Below are 19,308 nucleotides of genomic sequence, written 5' to 3'. Positions count from 1 at the left end.
CTTATTTTAGTAATCTGAGTGAATTTATAATTACAATCAGAGTAGCTCCCATATCAGCAGCTATTGCCATCCATAAAGTAGCTAAATCAGTTATTGCAAGAGATATAAAAATCGCTTTTATAGCAATAGCAAAAGTTATATTCTGTTTTATTATTTTTAATGTTTTCTTTGAATGCTTGATAAGCCAAGGTAGCTTTGCAATATCATCAGACATAAGCGCAATATCTGCAGTTTCTATTGCGATATCATTACCTATAGTACCCATGGCAATTCCTAAATTAGATCTTGCTAGCGCAGGAGCATCATTTATACCATCTCCAACCATAGCAATATTCTCATAGTCATTAGCTAGTTCCTCAACTTTAGCAACCTTATCTTGAGGTAGTAGCTCTGCATAGAATTTATCAATTCCAGCTTGTGTAGCTATGGACTGAGCTGTTGCAGTATTATCACCTGTAAGCATGATGGTTTGATTAATCCCAAGTTTTTTTAGTTGTTTGAGAGCATTGTTGACATTATTTTTTATTATATCTTGTATAGCAATAATACCAATAATATTTTCATCACTACCAATGAAAATCAATGTTTGACCATTATTTGCAAGTTTTATCGCTTGTGCATGCAGATCTTCATTATTACATAGTTGTTTCTCATGAGCAAAAGCATGGTTTCCAAGCCAAAAGCTACTTTCATTAACTTTTCCTATTACTCCTTTACCACCTAAAACCTCAGTATTTGTCGCCTGTGTAAACGTTATATTGTTATTTTTGGCATAGTCTAAAATAGCCTTAGCGATTGGGTGATCAACAGAACTCTCAAGACTTGCAGCTATGGTAATTAATTGTTGTTGTGAATAGTTTTGTGTGATGATTATTTCTGTAATAGAAGGATTGCCTTGTGTTAATGTACCAGTCTTATCAAAGGCAATAGCTTTTAACTTGGCTGGTATTTCTATGAATTCACCACCTTTGATCAAGATCCCATTTCTAGCAGCTTTTGCCAAACTTGAAACTATTGAAATTGGTGTAGATATCACTAATGCACAAGGGCAAGCGATAACTAGTATTACTAAAGCTTCATAGCCCCATTTAAGCCAAGACTCATTTAGTAAGAGTGGAGGGATAGTAGCTATTATAATGGCTAAAAATATCATTGTAGGGGTGTAAATCTTAGCAAACTTATCAACCCATTTCTCTGCTTTTGAGCGTTTTGATTGAGCATGTTCAATAGCTTGGATTATTTTTGCAATCGATGAGTTTTCAGCTGTACTTGTCGTTTTTATCTCAATCGCGGAGTTTCCATTTATACTTCCTGCAAAAACTTGATCACCAATGGTTTTTTCCACAGGAATAGATTCACCTGTTATAGGTGCTTGATTTATATAGCTATTACCTTTAAGTATAATTCCATCTAGAGCAATTCTTTGTCCTGGTTTTATTAGAAGAGTTTTGCCTGTATTTATTTCTGCTAGAGGCTTTTCTTCAAATTGTTTATCATGACAACAATAAACTAGAGCTGTATCTGGAGTTAGTTTCATAAGCTTTGTTATCGCTGATCGAGCATTTGCGACACTCCATGATTCAAGCAAAAGTGAAAAAGCAAACAAAAAGCTTACTATGGCTGCTTCAAATAATTGACCAATAATAATTGCGCCAGTTATCGCAATTAACATTAAGAGGTTCATATCAGCATCAAGCCTTTTAATAGCAGAGATTGCTTTGGGTAAAACAAACCGACTGCCTAATAAAATAGCTATTAAGTAAGAGGCTTGAGATATAAGAGGAACTGTTTGAGAGAAGCTTTCATTACCTATAAATGCATGTACAAAGCCATGATTTATACTATGATACAAGTATGCAAAAATGATGAATACTCCACTAAGTAGAGTTGTAATTAGTCGAGAGTATTTAGTTAAAAAACTGATGTTTTGACTTTCTGTAATATGCTCATCCCAAGTAATTGCTTTTAACCCTACTTTTTTTATTAGAGTTATAATTTCTTTTTCAGAAACATTTTGATTATCAATAGATAATTTACCATTGAGTAGGTCAAATTGCATACTATCTGCGGCGATTTTTTTACTTAATGTTTTTTTGATAATATTGATCTCTTCAATACAGTCTAATCCATATACTTTAAAGCTTTGATATTGTTTACTCATACAATACTCTCCTTTGCATGTATCTCTGGTAAATGCTCTAGATTTTCTTGTATTAAGTTCTTGACTAGTTTTTGATCGGCTTGAATAATTTCGTCATCATTAAGAGTGTCTAGTAGCCAGTTTAACTGCTCTTTAAATGCAGGATTAAAATAAAAGTAGTGGAATCTGCCTTGTTTACGCTTATGTATAAAACCATTACGTCTAAGTATATCTAAATGTTTAGATAGTGTTGAGTTTGCAAGTTTGAAAATATGAGCTAGATGACAAAGGCATAGTTCATGCTGATATATAACCATTAGAATTCTAATCCTAGTTTCATCACCTAATGCTTTTTGAAAATCTACAATGTTTGCTAATTTCATTTTCATAAACCTATGTTTCGCGAATTAACGAAATGTTATCAATAAAGTTTATTATATTCAAGTGATCTAGCAGATTTTAATTTCTTTTTTCAAAGTTAATGCTAAAATCTCTCAAATTTCTAAATTAGTGGGCTAAATGATATGTCTAAAAGAGTAATTTTTATTTTATTAACTTTAATTTTTACTATGAGTTTAAGTTATAGTTCGGGAGAATATGCTAATAAAACTTATATAGAAAATGTTGTCAAGACATTTGATTTATCAACAGATAAGAATATAAAAATACTAGACATAAAAGATCATCAACAAACTACCGATTATACTTGCGGACCATCTGCTGTTATGAGCTTGCTTAATTATTATGGAGTTCTTAAGGATTCTCAAATGAATCATCAAATGGAGTTACAAATAGCTAAAGAGATGGGTACAAATGATGATTATGGTACTACAGCACAACAGATAGCTAACTGGTTAGAAAAGCATGGTTTTGAGGTGAAATATGCTACTGATGGTGATATCAAATTGATTTATGAGAGTATAGACAAAGGTGTACCTGTACTTGTAGATTGGATTGATTGGGGAGGGCACTGGACATTGGTATCGGGATATCAGAAGTTGGGAAAAACAATTGATGATGATAAAGATACATTATTTATGATTGATCCAGCAGCACATTTTAATAATGTGAAAACAGTTTATGGATTGAGTGTTATTAATCCAGATAGATTTCAATATATGTGGCAAGATTCAAAAGGTATAAAAGGAATCTATGTTATAGCACAACCTAAATAATAGCTTTTATTCCGCCAATATTATTACAGGTGCTGGAAATGATTTAGATGAAAAACTATTTATTTGATGTAAGTTACTAGCATTAGAAACCGAAATAATACTAAACATTGATACTGCCGCAAACATAAATTTTTTCATTTTTATTACCTAAAATACTTTCTAATATTTGATGTGTGTATTATCCCAGTATATTCTTATAAAGTTAAATATATTAAATGTATAAGTTTGATAACAAAAACTTATAACATATAGGTGTTTATAGTTTAAAAACTATAGAGTACAAAAGAGAAATTAGTCATAATCTATATACAAGAAAGTATTGTTTTTAATCGCTGAGTTTAATAATAATACTATTATTATTTTTAATAATAGAGCCTTGTTGAGGGTATACTGGTAAGTTTGTTGATATTTTTTTAGCTATATCAATTTGCTTCTCTGTAGGCATTTTGTAGTAGTCATTCAGCCAGTGGAGAAAGTAATAAACTCTATGGTTTAGATTACTTTCTTGCCATGAGCTATCAGGGAATATACTGCTAAATAAATCAAGATTGCTATTTAAGTAAAAGGGTTGGTTTATAGTTGTTTTTATAAAGTAACTATTGTCAATATGCTTTGAGGCGATGAAAATGATTGCCGTATTATATATTTTTGTGCCTATTTTATCATAGATGTTTTGGTATAAAGAATTTAGAGTTCTTTGGTTATATGCTTGTGTCATATTTTTACTGTAAGTCAAGAGGCATATTTGTTTGAAGTTTATTAAAGCTATTATTATGGCTACTATTAATATAAGTTTTTTTCTTCTAAATACTTCAAAACAAACACTCGCTAGCATCGCTATACTAAGTGGTATAGTAAATAAAATTCTTAATGGCAATGGCGATATAAGGATTATTGGGAGTAATAGGGGTGTAATAATACCAATTAAAACTATAAAACTATCAAGTTTTTTAAGTTTGAACATCAATGCTAATAGTATGATATAGCATAAGCCGTAACTAATTGTAAGGCTTGAATCTAGTGTGTTTAGTATATATCTAAATAATAGACTTAATTGATTTGCTAAGTTAGTAGTATGCCAACCATCGTAAAAATTAGTAAGATAATTTGACTTACCAACAAAAAAGTAAGATATATGCGTTGTAATAAAATATAGCACTAAGGCAATTATAGCCACGAAAATGGAATAATAAAAAAAGCTAGCTACCTCTTTAGGAGTCAGATTTTTTTTGATGGAGTTTAATATCAACACAGTTATCATACCTTCTATATAGTAAACTATAAAAGATTGATATATACCCAGAGCAAAATATATCATAAGACTACTAAGTAGTATGTTAGTAAGCCAATTTTCTTTTTGGAAAAGTTGTGCTAAAAAATATACTGATAGCGAGCTTAATAAAAAACCTAGTCCTATTTCTATACTTTGGTTAACGAAATTCAGTTGAAAAATATATACCGGAGATATAAGGTAAAACAATCCGAAGATGATTGTTGATAGTTTATTGTTGCTAATGTTATTGAGTATTGCTATCCAGACTATATAAGAGCAGAAGATAAAACCTAAAGCCAATATGGAATTAAAGTAAGGAATTGGTACTGTTCCAATTATCGAAACTATTAAACTAAGTATAGGTCTTCCAAGCCTTAAAAATTGTACATCTAATGGGTATAGATACTTACTATTACCTAAACCGTATGTTGCAAGCTCAGTATCAATAGATATTGTCCAAGATGCTATAAAGTATGCGTATGCAGTAATTGAGCAAAGAAGGGTAATTTTTATTACTAGATTATTTTGAATAATAACTTCTTTAAGATCTGCTAGTAGTCGTCTCATTAAATATTTGGCCACGAACTATACTTTTTTATTAGACGCAAATGTTACAATATATTCAGTAGAAAGTGAAATATAATTGATAGAGGCTAATATGAAAAAAAATATACTTGTATTAGGGGCTGGTGCTTGGGGTACTGCACTGGCATTACAGTTAGCTTATAAAGGCCACGAAGTAAGAATCAATTCTTGGAAAAAAGAGCATAATGATCAGATGCTTACAGAAGGTAATAACCAAAAATATTTACCAAGTATAGAAAAATTCCCAGATACTTTAACAGCTATACAAGACTGGAAGGCTAGTATTGATGATTTCGATGACATATTAGTTGCTACTCCAAGCTCAGGCTTTAAAAAGATTATTTTAGAGCTAAGAGACTGTATATTACCTCACCAAAATATTATTAGTGCTACGAAAGGATTTTGTCATGATACTTATGCTCTATTGAGTGAAATAGCAGAAGATATTATTCCAAATACAAAATTCGCTTTATTAACTGGTCCAAGCTTTGCCAAAGAGGTAGCTAATAAGCTCCCAACTGCTGTTGTAGTAGCATCTAAAGATATTGAATATGCTAAATATACCCAAGAACTTTTCAGTAATGAGAATTTTAGGTGTTATACAACTACTGATATTATAGGTGCTCAAGTTGGTGGTGCTGTTAAGAATGTTTTAGCTATTGCCGCAGGTACTGCTGCTGGTATGGATTTTGGTGTTAATGCTCATGCAGCACTAATTACAAGAGGTCTAGCTGAAATTAAAAAATTAGGACTTAAACTCGGAGCTGATGTTGAAACATTTATGGGCTTGAGCTGTCTTGGTGATTTGTTGCTCACTTGTTCAGACAATCAATCGCGTAACCGTAGATTTGGATACTACCTAGGTCAAGGTATGACTATAGAGGAGTCTTTACATAAAGTAAATAACGTTGTTGAAGGATATTCTACTGCTATAGCAGTGTATAAGCTTGCTCAAAAGCATGGAGTCGATATGCCTTTGGTATTTGCTACGTATAGAGTCTTATATGAGAATGTAGATCCCAAAGATATGGTCAGACAACTTATGACTAGACAGTTGAAAAATGAAAATTAATCTCCTCCAGCTGCTTGCTTAGGTACATAGTCTTTTAGATTTGTCTGTTGCATTTTTACTTTTGTATTAAATGCATAATCTCCTACTTTAACGAATGGTTTGACAAGTATAGAATTTTCCCATAGTGAATTATCTTTTACAGAGTCGAAAGAATTAAGTGTTGAGCAGGCAATTGCAAATATAAAGCCAAAACGCACTAAAGCTATAAAAAATGCTAAAAGTGTATTTGATAAGCTTTCCTTTTCTTTGTTATTGCGCATAAATACTTTCATTACACCAAAGATTATGAGATATGCACAGACTAGAACTAATATGAATGATACAACATAGGCTGTTGGAGGATCTTCTATTAATGAATTGATGTACGCAAGTTGTACCTTTTGAGCTAAGATACCTGACATTATTACGGCAAATACCATTAGTATTAATAGTACTATGTTTTTAAAAAGTCCTTTGACAGCTGCAAATAGACTTAATATTAAAATTACGATTACCAACAAAATATCTAAAAAATTAATACTTGCTAAAAATTCCATTTTCTATCCTGTTATTATGTCTTTAATTTGATTCAGTTTTGTTATGCCGATGACCTCAACGCCTTCTGTTTTTAGAGATTTTGAAAAATTGGATTGAGGTATGATGATTTTTTTAAACCCATGTTTTTTTGCCTCATTTATTCGTTCTACACCATACGGAATCGGTCTAATTTCGCCTGATAAGCCAACTTCACCCATTATAAGCATATCATCAGGAACCTCAATTTCTTTGATACTAGAATATATAATCAGTATTAGCGCCAAATCAATGCTTGTTTCATTAATCTTTATACCGCCGACAACATTTAAAAATACATCCTTATCATATAAATCAATATGCATATAGCGTTGAATAACTGCTAGTATCATTGCTAGACGGTTACTATCAATACCTACACATAATCTTCGAGGAGGCTGATTGATATTTTTGTCGACAACTAATGATTGTAGCTCAACAAGTAGAGGACGTGTACCTTCCCAAACTGAAACTATAACACTACCGATTAAGTTTGAACGACCATTATTTAGAAATATTGCCGAGGGATTCTTAACTTCTTTCATTCCTTTATCAGTCATTGCAAAGACACCGATTTCATTTACGGCACCAAACCTGTTTTTTAAGGCACGCATCATACGGTATCTGCCGTTGTCTTGGGACTCTATAAATATTACAGCATCAACTATGTGCTCTAATACCCTTGGCCCTGCAACTTCTCCAGATTTAGTGACATGTCCTACCAAAAAAACAGAAATTTGATATTGTTTTGCAATTTGAGTAATATACGCTGCCGATTCTCTTACTTGTGATACACCACCAACCATAGATGATATATCAGGGTTATACATGGTTTGGATTGAGTCTACTACAACCACTTCTGGTTTATGTTCTATCATATAGCTAGCGATTTGCTCTATGTTTGTCTCACACATTACTAGTAGATTATCTTTTGGGAGATTTAACCTTTCTGCTCGTAGCGCTATCTGTTCTAGAGACTCTTCACCACTGACATATAAAACTTTCTTTTGTAAAGATAAAAAAGACATGATTTGTAGAAGTATCGAAGATTTGCCTATACCTGGCTCCCCTCCAACCAGTGTTACAGACCCCTTAACAATTCCTCCACCTAGGACTCTATCAAATTCGGATATATGCGTAGACATTCTAGAGTACTCTTTACCTTTGATATCAGCTAGTGCTGTGGCTTTTGAAATGCTGCCAGCAAAACCAGATCTAGCTATGGGTGTTTTTTTTGAATCAGGTTTGATTTCTTCAACAAAAGTGTTCCATTGATTACAGCTGTGACACTGTCCTTGCCATCTAGGAGAAGTAGCTCCACACTCTTGACAAATAAATATAGTTTTTTGCTTAGCCATAGCTTAATTTACTTTGCCTTATAACCTAATAAGTACTTAGATAGTACTCTTTCTGTTTCAGAGGCATTAGGACCAATGAATTGTACAATATAGCGATATTTTTCTGGATTCTTATCATTAACTGTAATACTTGGTGGGAATACGGAAATAACTTGAGCCTCACAACCTACTTGTTCCTTTAGTTCAGATAAGGTTACAGACACTCTTACTATATCATGTAAATATAATAGTTTAGAGCTACTAATTTCTATTCCACCATTTTTAATAAGTTTTACGAAGTGGTTATATAGCTGTTCACGTTGATCAAACATATATTCTTTCTCAAACTTAATATCATCTTCACTATAGTCAACACCTGCGTGTCCTTCTACAATTTCACTAGATTCATCTTCATCTTTTATTTCGATTTGATCATTGTCTATATTATTTTCATCTAGGACTTCGCTACTTTCATCATCTTCATCAATAAGTTCAGGATCTATGTCAAGTCCTTTATTATCTCCAAGATCAATTTCAATAATATTTACATTTTCATCATCAATATTATCATCAATATCATCATCTACTTCATATTCATCAGTAGTATTATCAGCCAAATCATTTTCAAAATCATCTTCTTGTAAAATATCATCAGATAGTTCATCTAAGCTTTGTTGAGACTTTTGTGGTTTTTGACCTAACATTCCACCACGAGGATTGCTTTTAGTATTAGCTTTTTTTTGACTACTCGAAGAGCCTTTCTTTAGAAGGTCTAATCTACTCATTTTATATGCCTCCTAGCCTTTAAGCGAATTTTTCTATAAATGAAATATGAAATGCTAGAAATAAGAATAAGGATAAGTATAGATAGAAATTTGTGTTCATATATCCAGTTTTTGATATCAGCTTTATCTACTAGCTGTAATAAAGCGTTGCCAAAAATATATCCTAAAGAGATATATATAGTTGACCAAATAAAGCTACTGATAGCATCTAAAGTCATAAATTTAAATCTTTTTACTTTGCTAATACCTACAATCAAAATAGTAACTGTTCTTAAACCATATAAAAACCTTATGCTTAGAATTGCTAATGTTTCATGCTTGTCTAAGATTGCTAAAGCTTTTTGGGCTTTGTAATGCCATGAAGCTTTTTTTGTTAAGATTCTTTCGCCCATAAGCTTAGAAACTGTAAAAATAGTATTGTCATGAAGTATAGCACCAATTGTAGCAGCTAATATAACTAGGGGATAACTAAACATTGCAGCAGCTGTGGCGATGCCAACCATAATAAGAAATATCTCTCCTTCAATAAAGACTGCCAATATTACCGCCAAATATCCCCATTCCATTAGGAGATTCCAAAATTCAGCCTGTGTCATGGTTATTTCCCGTAAGAGTTAGTGATTAGTAATTCATCAACCAAAACTAGTGCAAGCATAGCTTCAGCTATAGGAACACCTCTAATGCCGACACAAGGGTCATGTCTACCTTTTGTGATAACTGTCGTATCATTACCATTTACATCTATACTTTTACCAGGTTGTAAAATGCTTGATGTTGGTTTGAATGCAAGCTTAGTAATTATGTCTTGACCTGTGGAAATTCCACCTAAGATTCCACCGGCATGGTTTGTTAAGAAACCTTGGTGTTGAGTTATTTCATCGCGATGTTCACTACCTTTTTGAGCAACACAGTCAAAGCCATCACCGATACTTACAGCTTTTACAGCATTTATACTCATCATAGCGTAAGCAATAGTAGCGTCAAGCCTATCAAAAACTGGTCTGCCAAGTCCTGCTTCTAAGCCAGTAGCGATGACTGTAACCTCTGCACCAATCGAGTCTCCTTGCTTACGAATACTGTGAATTAAGCTTTCACAATTTGTAATAGCATCTCTATTTGCTATGAAAAATGGATTTTCATTAATAAAGTTTTTTTCTATAAAGTTGATCTTAAGATCACCAATTTGGGAGCAGAAACCAAAAACCTCAATACCATTATGTTTTAATATTTTTTTTGCTATTGCACCAGCTGCAACACGCATTGCTGTCTCTCTAGCAGAAGACCTTCCTCCACCACGATAGTCACGAATCCCATACTTTTTGAAATATGTATAATCGGCATGGCCTGGGCGAAATTTATCTTTTATTTCACCATAATCTTTTGATTTTTGATCTTGATTCTTTATTATTAGACCTATCGGTGTTCCAGTTGTTTTGCCTTCAAAAACACCTGAGATGATTTTAACCTCATCAGGCTCTTTACGTTGAGTTGTGAATTTTGATTGACCTGGCTTACGCCTATCTAGCTCAAATTGTATATCTGCCTCACAGAGAGGGATATTACTTGGGCAACCATCGATAATTGCTGCAAGTGAATCACCATGGCTCTCGCCACATGTCGTTACTGTAAAAATTTTACCGAAAGTATTTCCTGACATACTTAATAATAATATATGATGTATTTTTTTATGATAGCATAAATGATGAGTAAATTTAGCTAATCTAATCTTGATTTTAGATAAAAACTTTTTTGGCTATTAAGATGTAGTATTAAACTCGATTGAATTATTTTTTTTAAACTAGCTTCGAAGAGTTTCTGTATAGTAATTTCTGAAAAGCTAATAAAGGTATTGTTACAGATATTGCAATTAATCCGAGTTTTATGATCAAAGGGGATGAGAGTAAGAAACTGTTTATTAAGTGACATAAAGATCCTAGCCATGCCAGCACAATAAATAACAAGCAGTACCCTGTAAAATGTTTTTGCTTGTAGTTTTTGTATGTCTGAGGTAACCAATATACAAAGCATATTGAGACTGAGATGATATTTGTAATCATATATATAGCATTAGGCTTATATCGAATTGCTAATATTGCAATTGTAATAAGCATAACAAAAATTAAATTAATTACTTCGGGCATTCTTTTATTGTTAAAAGATATCTGTAATTGTTGTACTGTGATTCCAATTAGATAGCCTATAGAGATAACAAGTAGCCTCCAATCGAGATTTAAGTCTACTATTTGTACAATGCAGCAAAGAGTGAATATGAGCATGCTAAACTGAGTAAGCATACTTATATTATCTAGAGATTTCTTATTTTTTGCATTGTAAATGATTTGAGGAACAAACTGTATTAAGTATATTATAAGCGATATGTTTAAGATTAATTCGCTAAGCTCTTGAGTGTTGGTTGATAGTTCCATATAAAAGTAATAAATAATCAAATTCTAAAGTTAATAATATTCTATTTAATTATATGTTTGTAATTGATTAAAATCCACCTGTTTAGATAAGTACTATGTTTATTGTGAAGATAGTTTTTTATAATAGAATTTTTGTATTAAAAGAATAGTTATTGCAGGCAAAATGATTAGTGCATTTGGTGTAAATGTAGGTTCTGATAAAAGCATAAAGCTACTAGCAATATAAAGACTGGTCCCAATCAGTGCTATTAAGACAAAGCTTAAGCAAAAACCATCTGCTCTTTTTTGTTTATAATTCTTATAAATTTGCGGTAGCCAATAAAGTGTATTTACAGTAAATCCAACATATTCTATTAAATTATAGATACTGTCATTATCCGATCCCATAGCAAGTAGTGCAATTGCAAATAGAATGATAAAGCTAAAGTTAATTATCTCTGGCAATTTTTTGCAAAAAATGGATATTTGTAATTGTTGTATAGACACTCCTATAAGGTAGATTATAGCAACACTAGCATATTGCCACTCATATCCAAAGCTAATAGTTTGGATAATATCACATAGTACAGTGATAAATATTCCAAGTTGTGTCAACATGCTAATGTTAGATAAAGAGTTTTTGTTTCTTACATTGTGAATGATTTGGGGTATGAACTGGATGCAATAAAGCAAAATGGAAATATTGAAAATAAGTTCTCCAAAAAATGGATTGTTCATTATCCCTACTCCAGTTTGAATACTACATAATTTTATAGTAGCACTTATTTATTTTTTAATAAATAACTATGCTTATATTGAGATACTTATTTAAACAGATATAAATACTTACCATAACCCTCACTCTTCATCTCATCTTTAGGGATAAATCTTAAGGCTGCAGAATTCATACAATATCTTTTACCAGTAGGTTGCGGACCATCATCAAAGACATGACCTAGATGAGAGTTTGCATATTTAGACAGAACCTCCGTTCTACTCATAAACCAGTTATTATCATTTCTGGTTTTGATAAATGAATTATCTATAGGTTTTGTGAAGCTTGGCCACCCAGTTCCAGAATCATATTTATCTGTAGAGCTAAACAAAGGTTCACCAGATACCACATCAACATAAATACCTTGTTTATGGTTATTCCAATATTCGTTATTAAAAGCTCTTTCAGTACCACCTTGTTGAGTTACATAGTATTGTTGCTTATTTAGATTGGCTAAGGCTTTTTGTTTATCAAAATTTTGCCAACTAGGTGTATCTGCAAAGCTAACTAATGGAATAATCATGAAAATGATTGATAGTATTCTGTTCATAAAAGTTCTCCTCTTAGCTATATACTTTAGATTATATATATTTTTATAGTTGATAACATTAATTGCAATTTAAACTCTAGATTAAAAAAATAAATATTTGTATGATTATTTGTGTATGAACTACAATTTTTAGAGGTATATAAAATGTATAATTTTTATAAATTATTAGGTGTCAGTGTGTTTACGTTTTTGTTAGCGGATTGTTCACTTCTGCACGGGAAGAAGCCTTATGATCGTGGCCATGATTTTGAGTTGATTGTGCATATGAAAGATGTTAAAACTCAAAAAGAAGTGGGCACGGTTACAATATCTCCTTACATTCATGATGGTAAGCAAGAGGGTATGCTGATTACCCCTTATTTATATAATCTGCCAGCATCAAGTGTACACGGGATGCATATCCATATTAATCCTAGTTGTGATAATGGTGGTATGGCTGCAGGAGGGCATTGGGATCCTGATAATACTGGTAAACATCTTGGTCCTTATAATGACAATGGACATAAAGGGGATTTACCAGAATTAGTTGTAAATGCAGATGGTACAGCGACTGAGCCTGTGGTAGCGCCAAGACTAGATTCTTTAGAAGAACTAGAGGGTCATAGCTTGATGATTCATGAAGGTGGAGATAATTATTCAGATACTCCAAAACCTCTAGGTGGCGGAGGTGCTAGGATGTGGTGCGGAGTTATTACGGATTAGGCTATGAGTTATGAGGTTATAGCTAGATTAAGCTTTTTTCTGTTGATTCTTTTTGGGATTTCTATTTGGGAGATTGTCGCTCCCATGCGCAAGCTAAAGATTTCTAAAGCCTCTCGTTGGTATAATAATCTACTGCTAGTATTTTTGGATACTTTAATATTAAGAATCTTATTTCCTACAGCTGCTGTTGGAGTAGCTATATTTTGTCAGCAATATAATTTAGGGTTATTGAATCTTTTTGATATGCCTGTTTGGTTTAAGATTGTAATAGCTTTTTTAGCTCTAGATTTTACGATATATCTTCAACATGTTCTATTTCACTATTTACCATTGTTGTGGAGATTTCATAAAGTTCATCATATTGATTTAGATTATGATGTCACTACAGGGCTACGTTTTCATCCTGTTGAGATAGTTTTGTCAATGTTAATAAAATTTATGGCGATACTTCTTATAGGAGCACCTGTGTTAGCAGTTATCATTTTTGAAATTGTTCTAAATGGTACTTCGTTGTTTAATCATGGCAATATTCGCTTACCAAAATCGTTTGATAAATTGTTGAGATTGTTTATGGTAACACCAGACACCCATAGGGTACATCACTCTACAATACCATCTGAAACAAACTCTAACTTCGGATTTAATCTAATTTGGTGGGATAAGATTATGGGAACTTATATCGCTCAACCTAAGAAAGGGCATATTCAAATGGATATAGGGTTAAGTAATTATAGAGATTCTAAAGTTACTCAACCTCTTTTAAGTATGCTTAAAATACCTTTTTCAAAAAAATAGGTTCTTTAATTATCTTTGTACTCTTTCTTTTTGAGATAAAAAAGTACACACAACAAGGGATAATCATCACTGGAGCACCAAAATAAAAAGCTCCTCTTATATCTTCGTTAAATAATGTTAGTGCTAAACATAACACTTGTATCCAAATTCCAAAAAGAGGTATGTATGGGAATAATGGCGTTTTGAATGCCATTTTTTCAACAGCATTTTTTTGTACCATTTGCTTTCTAAAGTTATATTGTGACCAACATATACAGATCCAGCAGATTGTAGCTGTGAAGCCTGACATAGCAAGTAGGTTTGTAAACGCAGCCGAAGCAGTTAACTTAAATGAAAGTATCAAAAATATCCATACTCCAGCTATACTGACATAAGCGGCATAATGTGGTATTGAAGAGCTATTTAATTTTCTAAAAATACTAGGAGCCATTCTCATTCTAGATAATCCATATAGAGAACGAACAGCTGCATAGAAGCCACTATTTGCACATGAAAATGCAGCTACAAGTACTACAAATGCAAATGCTCCAGCAAATTTATCAAGGTGATAGTGTTGTAGTGCTGTAGCAAATACAGAGTCGCTTAAATTCATTTGTTGCCAAGGAAAAATTGTTGCTAACAGGAATACTGGGATTACATATAATCCTACAATTCTTACTGCTACATGTTTAGCAATTTTAGGCATTTGCTTTCCTGCATCATTAGATTCACTTGTAGCTAATCCAATGATTTCTGAGCCTTGGAAATTTACTAGTAATATGACCATTGTTGTGATTAGGATTAATTTTCCTTTAGGAAAAAAACCCTCTTCACCAACGATATAAGTGCTACCTAGTACACCACCAGTATTATTATTGATAATATTAAAAAATATAAGTATAGCCACTACACTAAACAAACCAAGAGCAATGATTTTTATAAGAGCTAACCAGAACTCAATCTCACCAAAAAGCTTAACTTTTGTAAGGTTTATGATTGTTATAAATAGCCCAAACAGAGTTGCCCACAGATAAGTTGGTACAGAAGGCAAAAATGTATGCATGATTATTCCACCAGCTATACATTCCGAAGGAATATAAATTATCCAATTAAGCCAGTATGACCAGCCCATACCACACGCTATCGAAGGAGAGATATATTTTGCTGTATAGTGGATAAACGATCCGGAATTTGGTGAGTTTGCCGTTAACTCAGCTAAGCATAGGGTAACACAGTACACTATGATACCTGCTAATATATAAGCAATGATAGCTGCTGGACCAACTTCTGATAGGACATATCCTGTACCTAAAAAGAAACACGAACCTATGATGCCGCCAAGAGCTATTAGCTCAATGTGGCGAGGTTTTAGAGTTTTAGCTAATGCCATAACACCACCTCCAAAAAAGTTACACAAAGTACCTGAAAATACAGATTTTTATTTTTTTAGTTTATTGGTTTTTTAGTGCTTTGAATTTTGGTGGATAGTTAGTTGCTATCGTAAATCAAAGCAATAAGCTCATACAAAAATACTTAGATATGGTTTCTGTATTCTCACGTACTTCATGTATGAGGTGAGCGAATTATAGACCTGTTTTTTGTTTTGTCAATTAAAATTTACACCATGTGAGAACTTGAATTAATACTACTTTTATTTGATAATGTTAGTTAGCTAATGAATACCATAAATATAGGGGTTGAAATGTCTAATATAAATGAAGTTGGTAAGATTTATGAGCGTCCTTGGGGCACTTATCAAACAATAAATTTTACAGATAAAAGTCAAACTAAAATAATCACTGTAAAGCCAAAAGGACAGCTTTCACTACAAAAGCACTTTAAAAGAGCGGAGCATTGGGTCGTTGTGACAGGTAAGCCTACTATAACAGTCGATAAAAGCGTAAGAGAGTATGGTGTTGGAGAACATGTTTTTATTCCTAAAGAAGCAGTTCATAGGTTAGAAAATTTCACAGATAGTGATATTCAAATAATCGAGGTACAAGTGGGTGACTACCTTGGTGAAGATGATATTGTTCGTTTAGAAGATATCTATAAACGTGATTAATTCTTAAAAATTGTTCTAAAAAGTTTACCTATCATCTCCCTATCATCTAAAATACTCTTATAAAGATTTTTGAATAGTTGGAGAAATAATGTCTATAAAATCAAAAGCAGCCGTTGCATATAAAGCTGGAGCACCTCTCTCAGTTGAAATAGTAAATGTTGCGTTACCAAAAGATGATGAAGTTTTAGTAGAAATAAAAGCTACTGGAATTTGCCATACTGATGCTTTTACATTATCTGGAGCAGATCCAGAAGGGGTTTTTCCTGCTATATTAGGACATGAAGGTGCTGGTGAGGTTGTAGCAGTTGGTAAAAATGTAACCTCTGTTAAACCCGGCGACCATGTCATTGCACTTTATACGCCAGAGTGCAGGGAATGTGATTTTTGTCTAAATCCAAAAACCAACTTGTGTCAATCAATAAGAGAAACTCAAGGTAAGGGTCTAATGCCCGACGGTAGCTCTCGATTTACAACACAAGACGGTAGAGAGATTTTCCATTATATGGGTTGCTCAACTTTTTCAAACTATACTGTCTTACCTGAGATAGCGGTTGCTAAAATTCGTAAGGATGCACCATTGGATAAGGTTTGTTATATTGGTTGTGGTGTGACAACTGGAGTCGGTGCAGTTGTTAAGACGGCTAATGTTGAAGCTGGTGCAAGCGTTGTTGTATTTGGTCTAGGCGGGATTGGATTGAATGTGATTCAAGGAGCCAAACTGGTTGGAGCAGGGCAAATTGTTGGTGTAGATATTAATAATGATAAAAAAGAATTGGCTGAAAAATATGGTATGACAGACTTTGTTAATCCAAATGAGATTGATGAAGATTTGGTGCAACACCTTATTAGATTGACTGGTGGTGGTGCTGATTATAGTTTTGAGTGTATTGGTAACACTGAAGTAATGCGCCAAGCTCTTGAATGTGCTCACAAAGGCTGGGGTGAAAGTATAATTATAGGTGTTGCTGGATCTGGACAAGAGATTTCTACTCGACCATTCCAGCTTGTGACAGGCCGTACTTGGAAAGGCTCAGCTTTTGGTGGTATGCGTGGTAGAACAGATGTACCAATGATTGTTGACTGGTATATGGATGGTCGTATTGATATTGACAACCTTATTACTTCAAATATTAAAATAGAAGATATTAATAAAGGTTTTGAAGAAATGCATAATAATATAAGAACAGTAGTTACTTTTTAGATTATTTATATATTTAGTTGCTTTGGTCAACCTCGCAAATGCTAGAATTTCTTGGCTTATCAGTAAGTTAATTGCTCAGGTACTACTTTAGGTATAGTAGGTTATATTTGTAAGTTAGAGAAATATTTAGGTTAATTCATTATCAATATTGATAATGAATTTATTAAGTAAGGAATTATAGGATAAGAAGAATTTAGAGAATAAATTATTTATTGTTATAAACTTTAATAGCCTTGTCTAGAAGTTCTAGAGCTCTTTTAAGAGCCTTTTCTTCTAAGATGTATGCAATTCTTATTTCGTCTTTACCAAGACCTTTAGTCGCATAGAAATCTGCAGCAGGAGAGACCATAACAGTCTCTTTATTATCATCAAAGTCTGTTAATAACCATAATGCAAACTTCTCGGCGTCATCAATAGGTAGTTTTGCAATTACATAAAAAGCACCTGTAGGCTTTTCACAAACTACATTATCCATTTTTGAAAGAGCTTCAAAAGTGATGTCTCTTCTTTTTTGGTATTCTGTGTTTACTTCTTTTAAGTAATCTTCTGATACTTCATAAAGAGCGGCTGAACCTATTTGTTCAAGAGTTGGTACGCATAGTCTAGTTTGGCATAGCTTTGTAACTTCTTTGATGAAGTCTTTGTTTTTTGTACAAAGAGAGCCGATTCTAGCACCACAGGCGCTATATCTCTTAGATACAGAGTCAACGATGATTACGCGATCTTCAACACCTTTGATATTGCCAAAAGATGTGCAAGTAAGACCATCATAAGTGAACTCTCTATAAACTTCGTCACTTATTATAAATAAGTCTTTTTCTTTAGCTACTTCTGCTAGTGTTTCTAACTCTTCTTTAGAGTATACAACACCAGTAGGGTTGCCGGGGTTAGAGATCATAATAGCACGAGTTTTGTCAGTTACACATGCAAGTATTTCTTCTTTTGAAGGTAAATGAAAGCCTTCCTCAGCTTTTGTTGTGATTGGCTTAATTGCTACGTCAACAGCAGTTGTAAAACCGTTATAGTTTGTATAAAAAGGTTCTGGTACAAGTATTTCATCACCAGCGTTACAAATTGCAATAGCAGCAAATATCAGAGCCTCTGAACCACCGTTTGTGATAAGGATTTCATCTTCAGTGAAGTCCATGTCAAATCTTTTGTAGTATTTTGATATAGCCTTGATTAAGCTAGGCTCGCCATTAGCTACTGAGTATGCGATAGTCTCTTCATCAAAAGCTCTGATAGCATCCATAAACTCACTAGGAGTTTTGATATCAGGTTGGCCTATATTTAGGTGATAAACCTTTTTGCCTTGTTTTTGAGCGGCTATGGAATATGGCACCAACTTACGTACAGGAGAGGCTTGCATAGCCTTAACTCTTCTTGATAATTGCATTTAGTAAATCCTTTTTGTTTGATATTGGTTTAAGATATACAAGTTGATTATAATATATTTTCAAAGCTTAAAAAATTATAAACTAGTAAAAATAAGCTAATTATTCAACCTTTTCACTTATTGTTGATTTTACATCAAGTTTAACTTGTTTACCGGAACTATTTGTTGCTTTGATTTCATAAGCGCCGTCATCATACTCTATTTTTGATATTCCATGATATCCTTCACTTTCTAATCTTTTGAGTATACTTATCAAGGTGTTAATATCATTGCTTGACAAAGAATCTGAATTTTTCTCAGATGAACTACCCTTAACTATTTCATGAAAGTCATGTACATCATCTATATCTTCTATTACATTGATGAGACCTGCATAAGATATAGATATGCTAGTAAGGATTGCTAGACAGTAAATAGTTATTTTTGTTTTCATACCTTTACCAAAATAATCTAATACTACTTCGATACTAAATGTTTAAATACAGTCTTGCAAGTGGTTTGATATTAATCGATTTAGAATT

Annotated in this window: 21 protein-coding genes; 6 read left to right on the top strand and 15 right to left on the bottom strand. The window is 32.8% G+C overall.

What is annotated here, in order from left to right; all coding sequences use genetic code 11:
• Position 1: 1 nt before the first annotated feature.
• Both F0R75_RS06875 and F0R75_RS06870 read right to left on the bottom strand, forming a co-directional pair.
• The gene (locus tag F0R75_RS06875) at positions 2-2,161 is read right to left on the bottom strand and encodes a heavy metal translocating P-type ATPase (protein WP_149367853.1); all 2,160 of its coding nucleotides are present in this window, start codon (positions 2,159-2,161) and stop codon (positions 2-4) included.
• A complete protein-coding gene (locus F0R75_RS06870) occupies positions 2,158-2,523 on the bottom strand; it encodes an ArsR/SmtB family transcription factor (RefSeq protein ID WP_149367854.1) in 366 nt (121 codons plus the stop codon). The genes F0R75_RS06875 and F0R75_RS06870 overlap by 4 nt, the downstream gene beginning before the upstream one ends.
• Positions 2,524-2,664: 141 nt before the next feature.
• Between F0R75_RS06870 and F0R75_RS06865 the strand changes: the two genes are divergently transcribed.
• Positions 2,665-3,315: a peptidase C39 family protein gene (locus F0R75_RS06865; RefSeq protein ID WP_149367855.1), complete on the top strand. Its 651-nt coding sequence runs from the start codon at positions 2,665-2,667 to the stop codon at positions 3,313-3,315.
• Between the two features lie 6 nt (positions 3,316-3,321).
• Here the strand turns inward: F0R75_RS06865 and F0R75_RS10300 are convergent, their stop codons facing one another.
• Both F0R75_RS10300 and F0R75_RS06860 read right to left on the bottom strand, forming a co-directional pair.
• Positions 3,322-3,453: a hypothetical protein gene (locus F0R75_RS10300; protein WP_262875380.1), complete on the bottom strand. Its 132-nt coding sequence runs from the start codon at positions 3,451-3,453 to the stop codon at positions 3,322-3,324.
• A 187-nt stretch (positions 3,454-3,640) separates the two neighbouring features.
• Entirely contained in the window at positions 3,641-5,155 is a 1,515-nt protein-coding gene (locus F0R75_RS06860) for a glucosyltransferase domain-containing protein (RefSeq protein WP_149367856.1), read from the bottom strand.
• A 91-nt stretch (positions 5,156-5,246) separates the two neighbouring features.
• Between F0R75_RS06860 and F0R75_RS06855 the strand changes: the two genes are divergently transcribed.
• Positions 5,247-6,245, top strand: a complete 999-nt coding sequence (locus F0R75_RS06855) for an NAD(P)H-dependent glycerol-3-phosphate dehydrogenase (protein WP_149367857.1) — start codon at positions 5,247-5,249, stop codon at positions 6,243-6,245.
• Here the strand turns inward: F0R75_RS06855 and F0R75_RS06850 are convergent.
• The 8 genes from F0R75_RS06850 to msrB form a co-directional block, all read right to left on the bottom strand.
• Positions 6,242-6,781, bottom strand: a complete 540-nt coding sequence (locus F0R75_RS06850; protein WP_044525650.1) for a CvpA family protein — start codon at positions 6,779-6,781, stop codon at positions 6,242-6,244. The two genes, F0R75_RS06855 and F0R75_RS06850, sit on opposite strands and share 4 nt — an antisense overlap.
• Positions 6,782-6,784: 3 nt before the next feature.
• On the bottom strand, positions 6,785-8,155 hold the full coding sequence (gene radA, locus F0R75_RS06845) for a DNA repair protein RadA (protein WP_149367858.1): 1,371 nt from the start codon (positions 8,153-8,155) through the stop codon (positions 6,785-6,787).
• An 8-nt stretch (positions 8,156-8,163) separates the two neighbouring features.
• The gene (locus tag F0R75_RS06840) at positions 8,164-8,919 is read right to left on the bottom strand and encodes a PilZ domain-containing protein (protein ID WP_149367859.1); all 756 of its coding nucleotides are present in this window, start codon (positions 8,917-8,919) and stop codon (positions 8,164-8,166) included.
• Positions 8,916-9,515, bottom strand: a complete 600-nt coding sequence (locus F0R75_RS06835; RefSeq protein ID WP_149367860.1) for a DedA family protein — start codon at positions 9,513-9,515, stop codon at positions 8,916-8,918. The genes F0R75_RS06840 and F0R75_RS06835 overlap by 4 nt, the downstream gene beginning before the upstream one ends.
• Positions 9,516-9,517: 2 nt before the next feature.
• Positions 9,518-10,576, bottom strand: coding sequence for a chorismate synthase (gene aroC, locus F0R75_RS06830; RefSeq protein ID WP_149367861.1), 1,059 nt, complete (start codon positions 10,574-10,576; stop codon positions 9,518-9,520).
• Between the two features lie 136 nt (positions 10,577-10,712).
• On the bottom strand, positions 10,713-11,345 hold the full coding sequence (locus F0R75_RS06825) for a PQ-loop domain-containing transporter (RefSeq protein WP_149367862.1): 633 nt from the start codon (positions 11,343-11,345) through the stop codon (positions 10,713-10,715).
• A 99-nt stretch (positions 11,346-11,444) separates the two neighbouring features.
• The gene (locus F0R75_RS06820) at positions 11,445-12,062 is read right to left on the bottom strand and encodes a PQ-loop repeat-containing protein (RefSeq protein ID WP_149367863.1); all 618 of its coding nucleotides are present in this window, start codon (positions 12,060-12,062) and stop codon (positions 11,445-11,447) included.
• 86 nt (positions 12,063-12,148) lie between these two features.
• Positions 12,149-12,649 (bottom strand): peptide-methionine (R)-S-oxide reductase MsrB, encoded by a 501-nt coding sequence (msrB, locus tag F0R75_RS06815; RefSeq protein ID WP_149367864.1) that lies wholly within the window; start codon positions 12,647-12,649, stop codon positions 12,149-12,151.
• 144 nt (positions 12,650-12,793) lie between these two features.
• Here msrB and F0R75_RS06810 point away from each other — a divergent pair, with 144 nt between their 5' ends.
• Together F0R75_RS06810 and F0R75_RS06805 are read left to right on the top strand one after the other, a co-directional pair.
• Positions 12,794-13,351: a superoxide dismutase family protein gene (locus F0R75_RS06810; RefSeq protein WP_149367865.1), complete on the top strand. Its 558-nt coding sequence runs from the start codon at positions 12,794-12,796 to the stop codon at positions 13,349-13,351.
• Between the two features lie 3 nt (positions 13,352-13,354).
• A complete protein-coding gene (locus F0R75_RS06805; protein WP_149367866.1) occupies positions 13,355-14,146 on the top strand; it encodes a sterol desaturase family protein in 792 nt (263 codons plus the stop codon).
• On the opposite strand, the gene F0R75_RS06800 is transcribed toward F0R75_RS06805, so the two are convergent.
• Positions 14,121-15,515, bottom strand: coding sequence for an amino acid permease (locus tag F0R75_RS06800; RefSeq protein ID WP_149367867.1), 1,395 nt, complete (start codon positions 15,513-15,515; stop codon positions 14,121-14,123). The genes F0R75_RS06805 and F0R75_RS06800 overlap by 26 nt on opposite strands.
• Before the next feature lie 312 nt (positions 15,516-15,827).
• Between F0R75_RS06800 and F0R75_RS06795 the strand changes: the two genes are divergently transcribed.
• Complete coding sequence (locus F0R75_RS06795) at positions 15,828-16,190, top strand: phosphomannose isomerase type II C-terminal cupin domain (protein WP_149367868.1); 363 nt, start codon at positions 15,828-15,830, stop codon at positions 16,188-16,190.
• Between the two features lie 88 nt (positions 16,191-16,278).
• Complete coding sequence (locus tag F0R75_RS06790; RefSeq protein ID WP_149367869.1) at positions 16,279-17,391, top strand: S-(hydroxymethyl)glutathione dehydrogenase/class III alcohol dehydrogenase; 1,113 nt, start codon at positions 16,279-16,281, stop codon at positions 17,389-17,391.
• Between the two features lie 205 nt (positions 17,392-17,596).
• Here the strand turns inward: F0R75_RS06790 and F0R75_RS06785 are convergent, their stop codons facing one another.
• Positions 17,597-18,787 carry a pyridoxal phosphate-dependent aminotransferase gene (locus tag F0R75_RS06785; protein ID WP_146421840.1) on the bottom strand — a complete coding sequence of 397 codons (1,191 nt, stop codon included), beginning with the start codon at positions 18,785-18,787 and terminating at the stop codon, positions 17,597-17,599.
• 100 nt (positions 18,788-18,887) lie between these two features.
• Complete coding sequence (locus F0R75_RS06780; RefSeq protein WP_149367870.1) at positions 18,888-19,220, bottom strand: PepSY domain-containing protein; 333 nt, start codon at positions 19,218-19,220, stop codon at positions 18,888-18,890.
• Between the last annotated feature and the right edge of the window lie 88 nt (positions 19,221-19,308).

It is taken from the genome of Francisella marina (genome assembly GCF_008369785.1).
GTDB lineage: Bacteria > Pseudomonadota > Gammaproteobacteria > Francisellales > Francisellaceae > Francisella > Francisella salimarina.
This window is presented reverse-complemented; position numbering and strand designations above follow the sequence as displayed.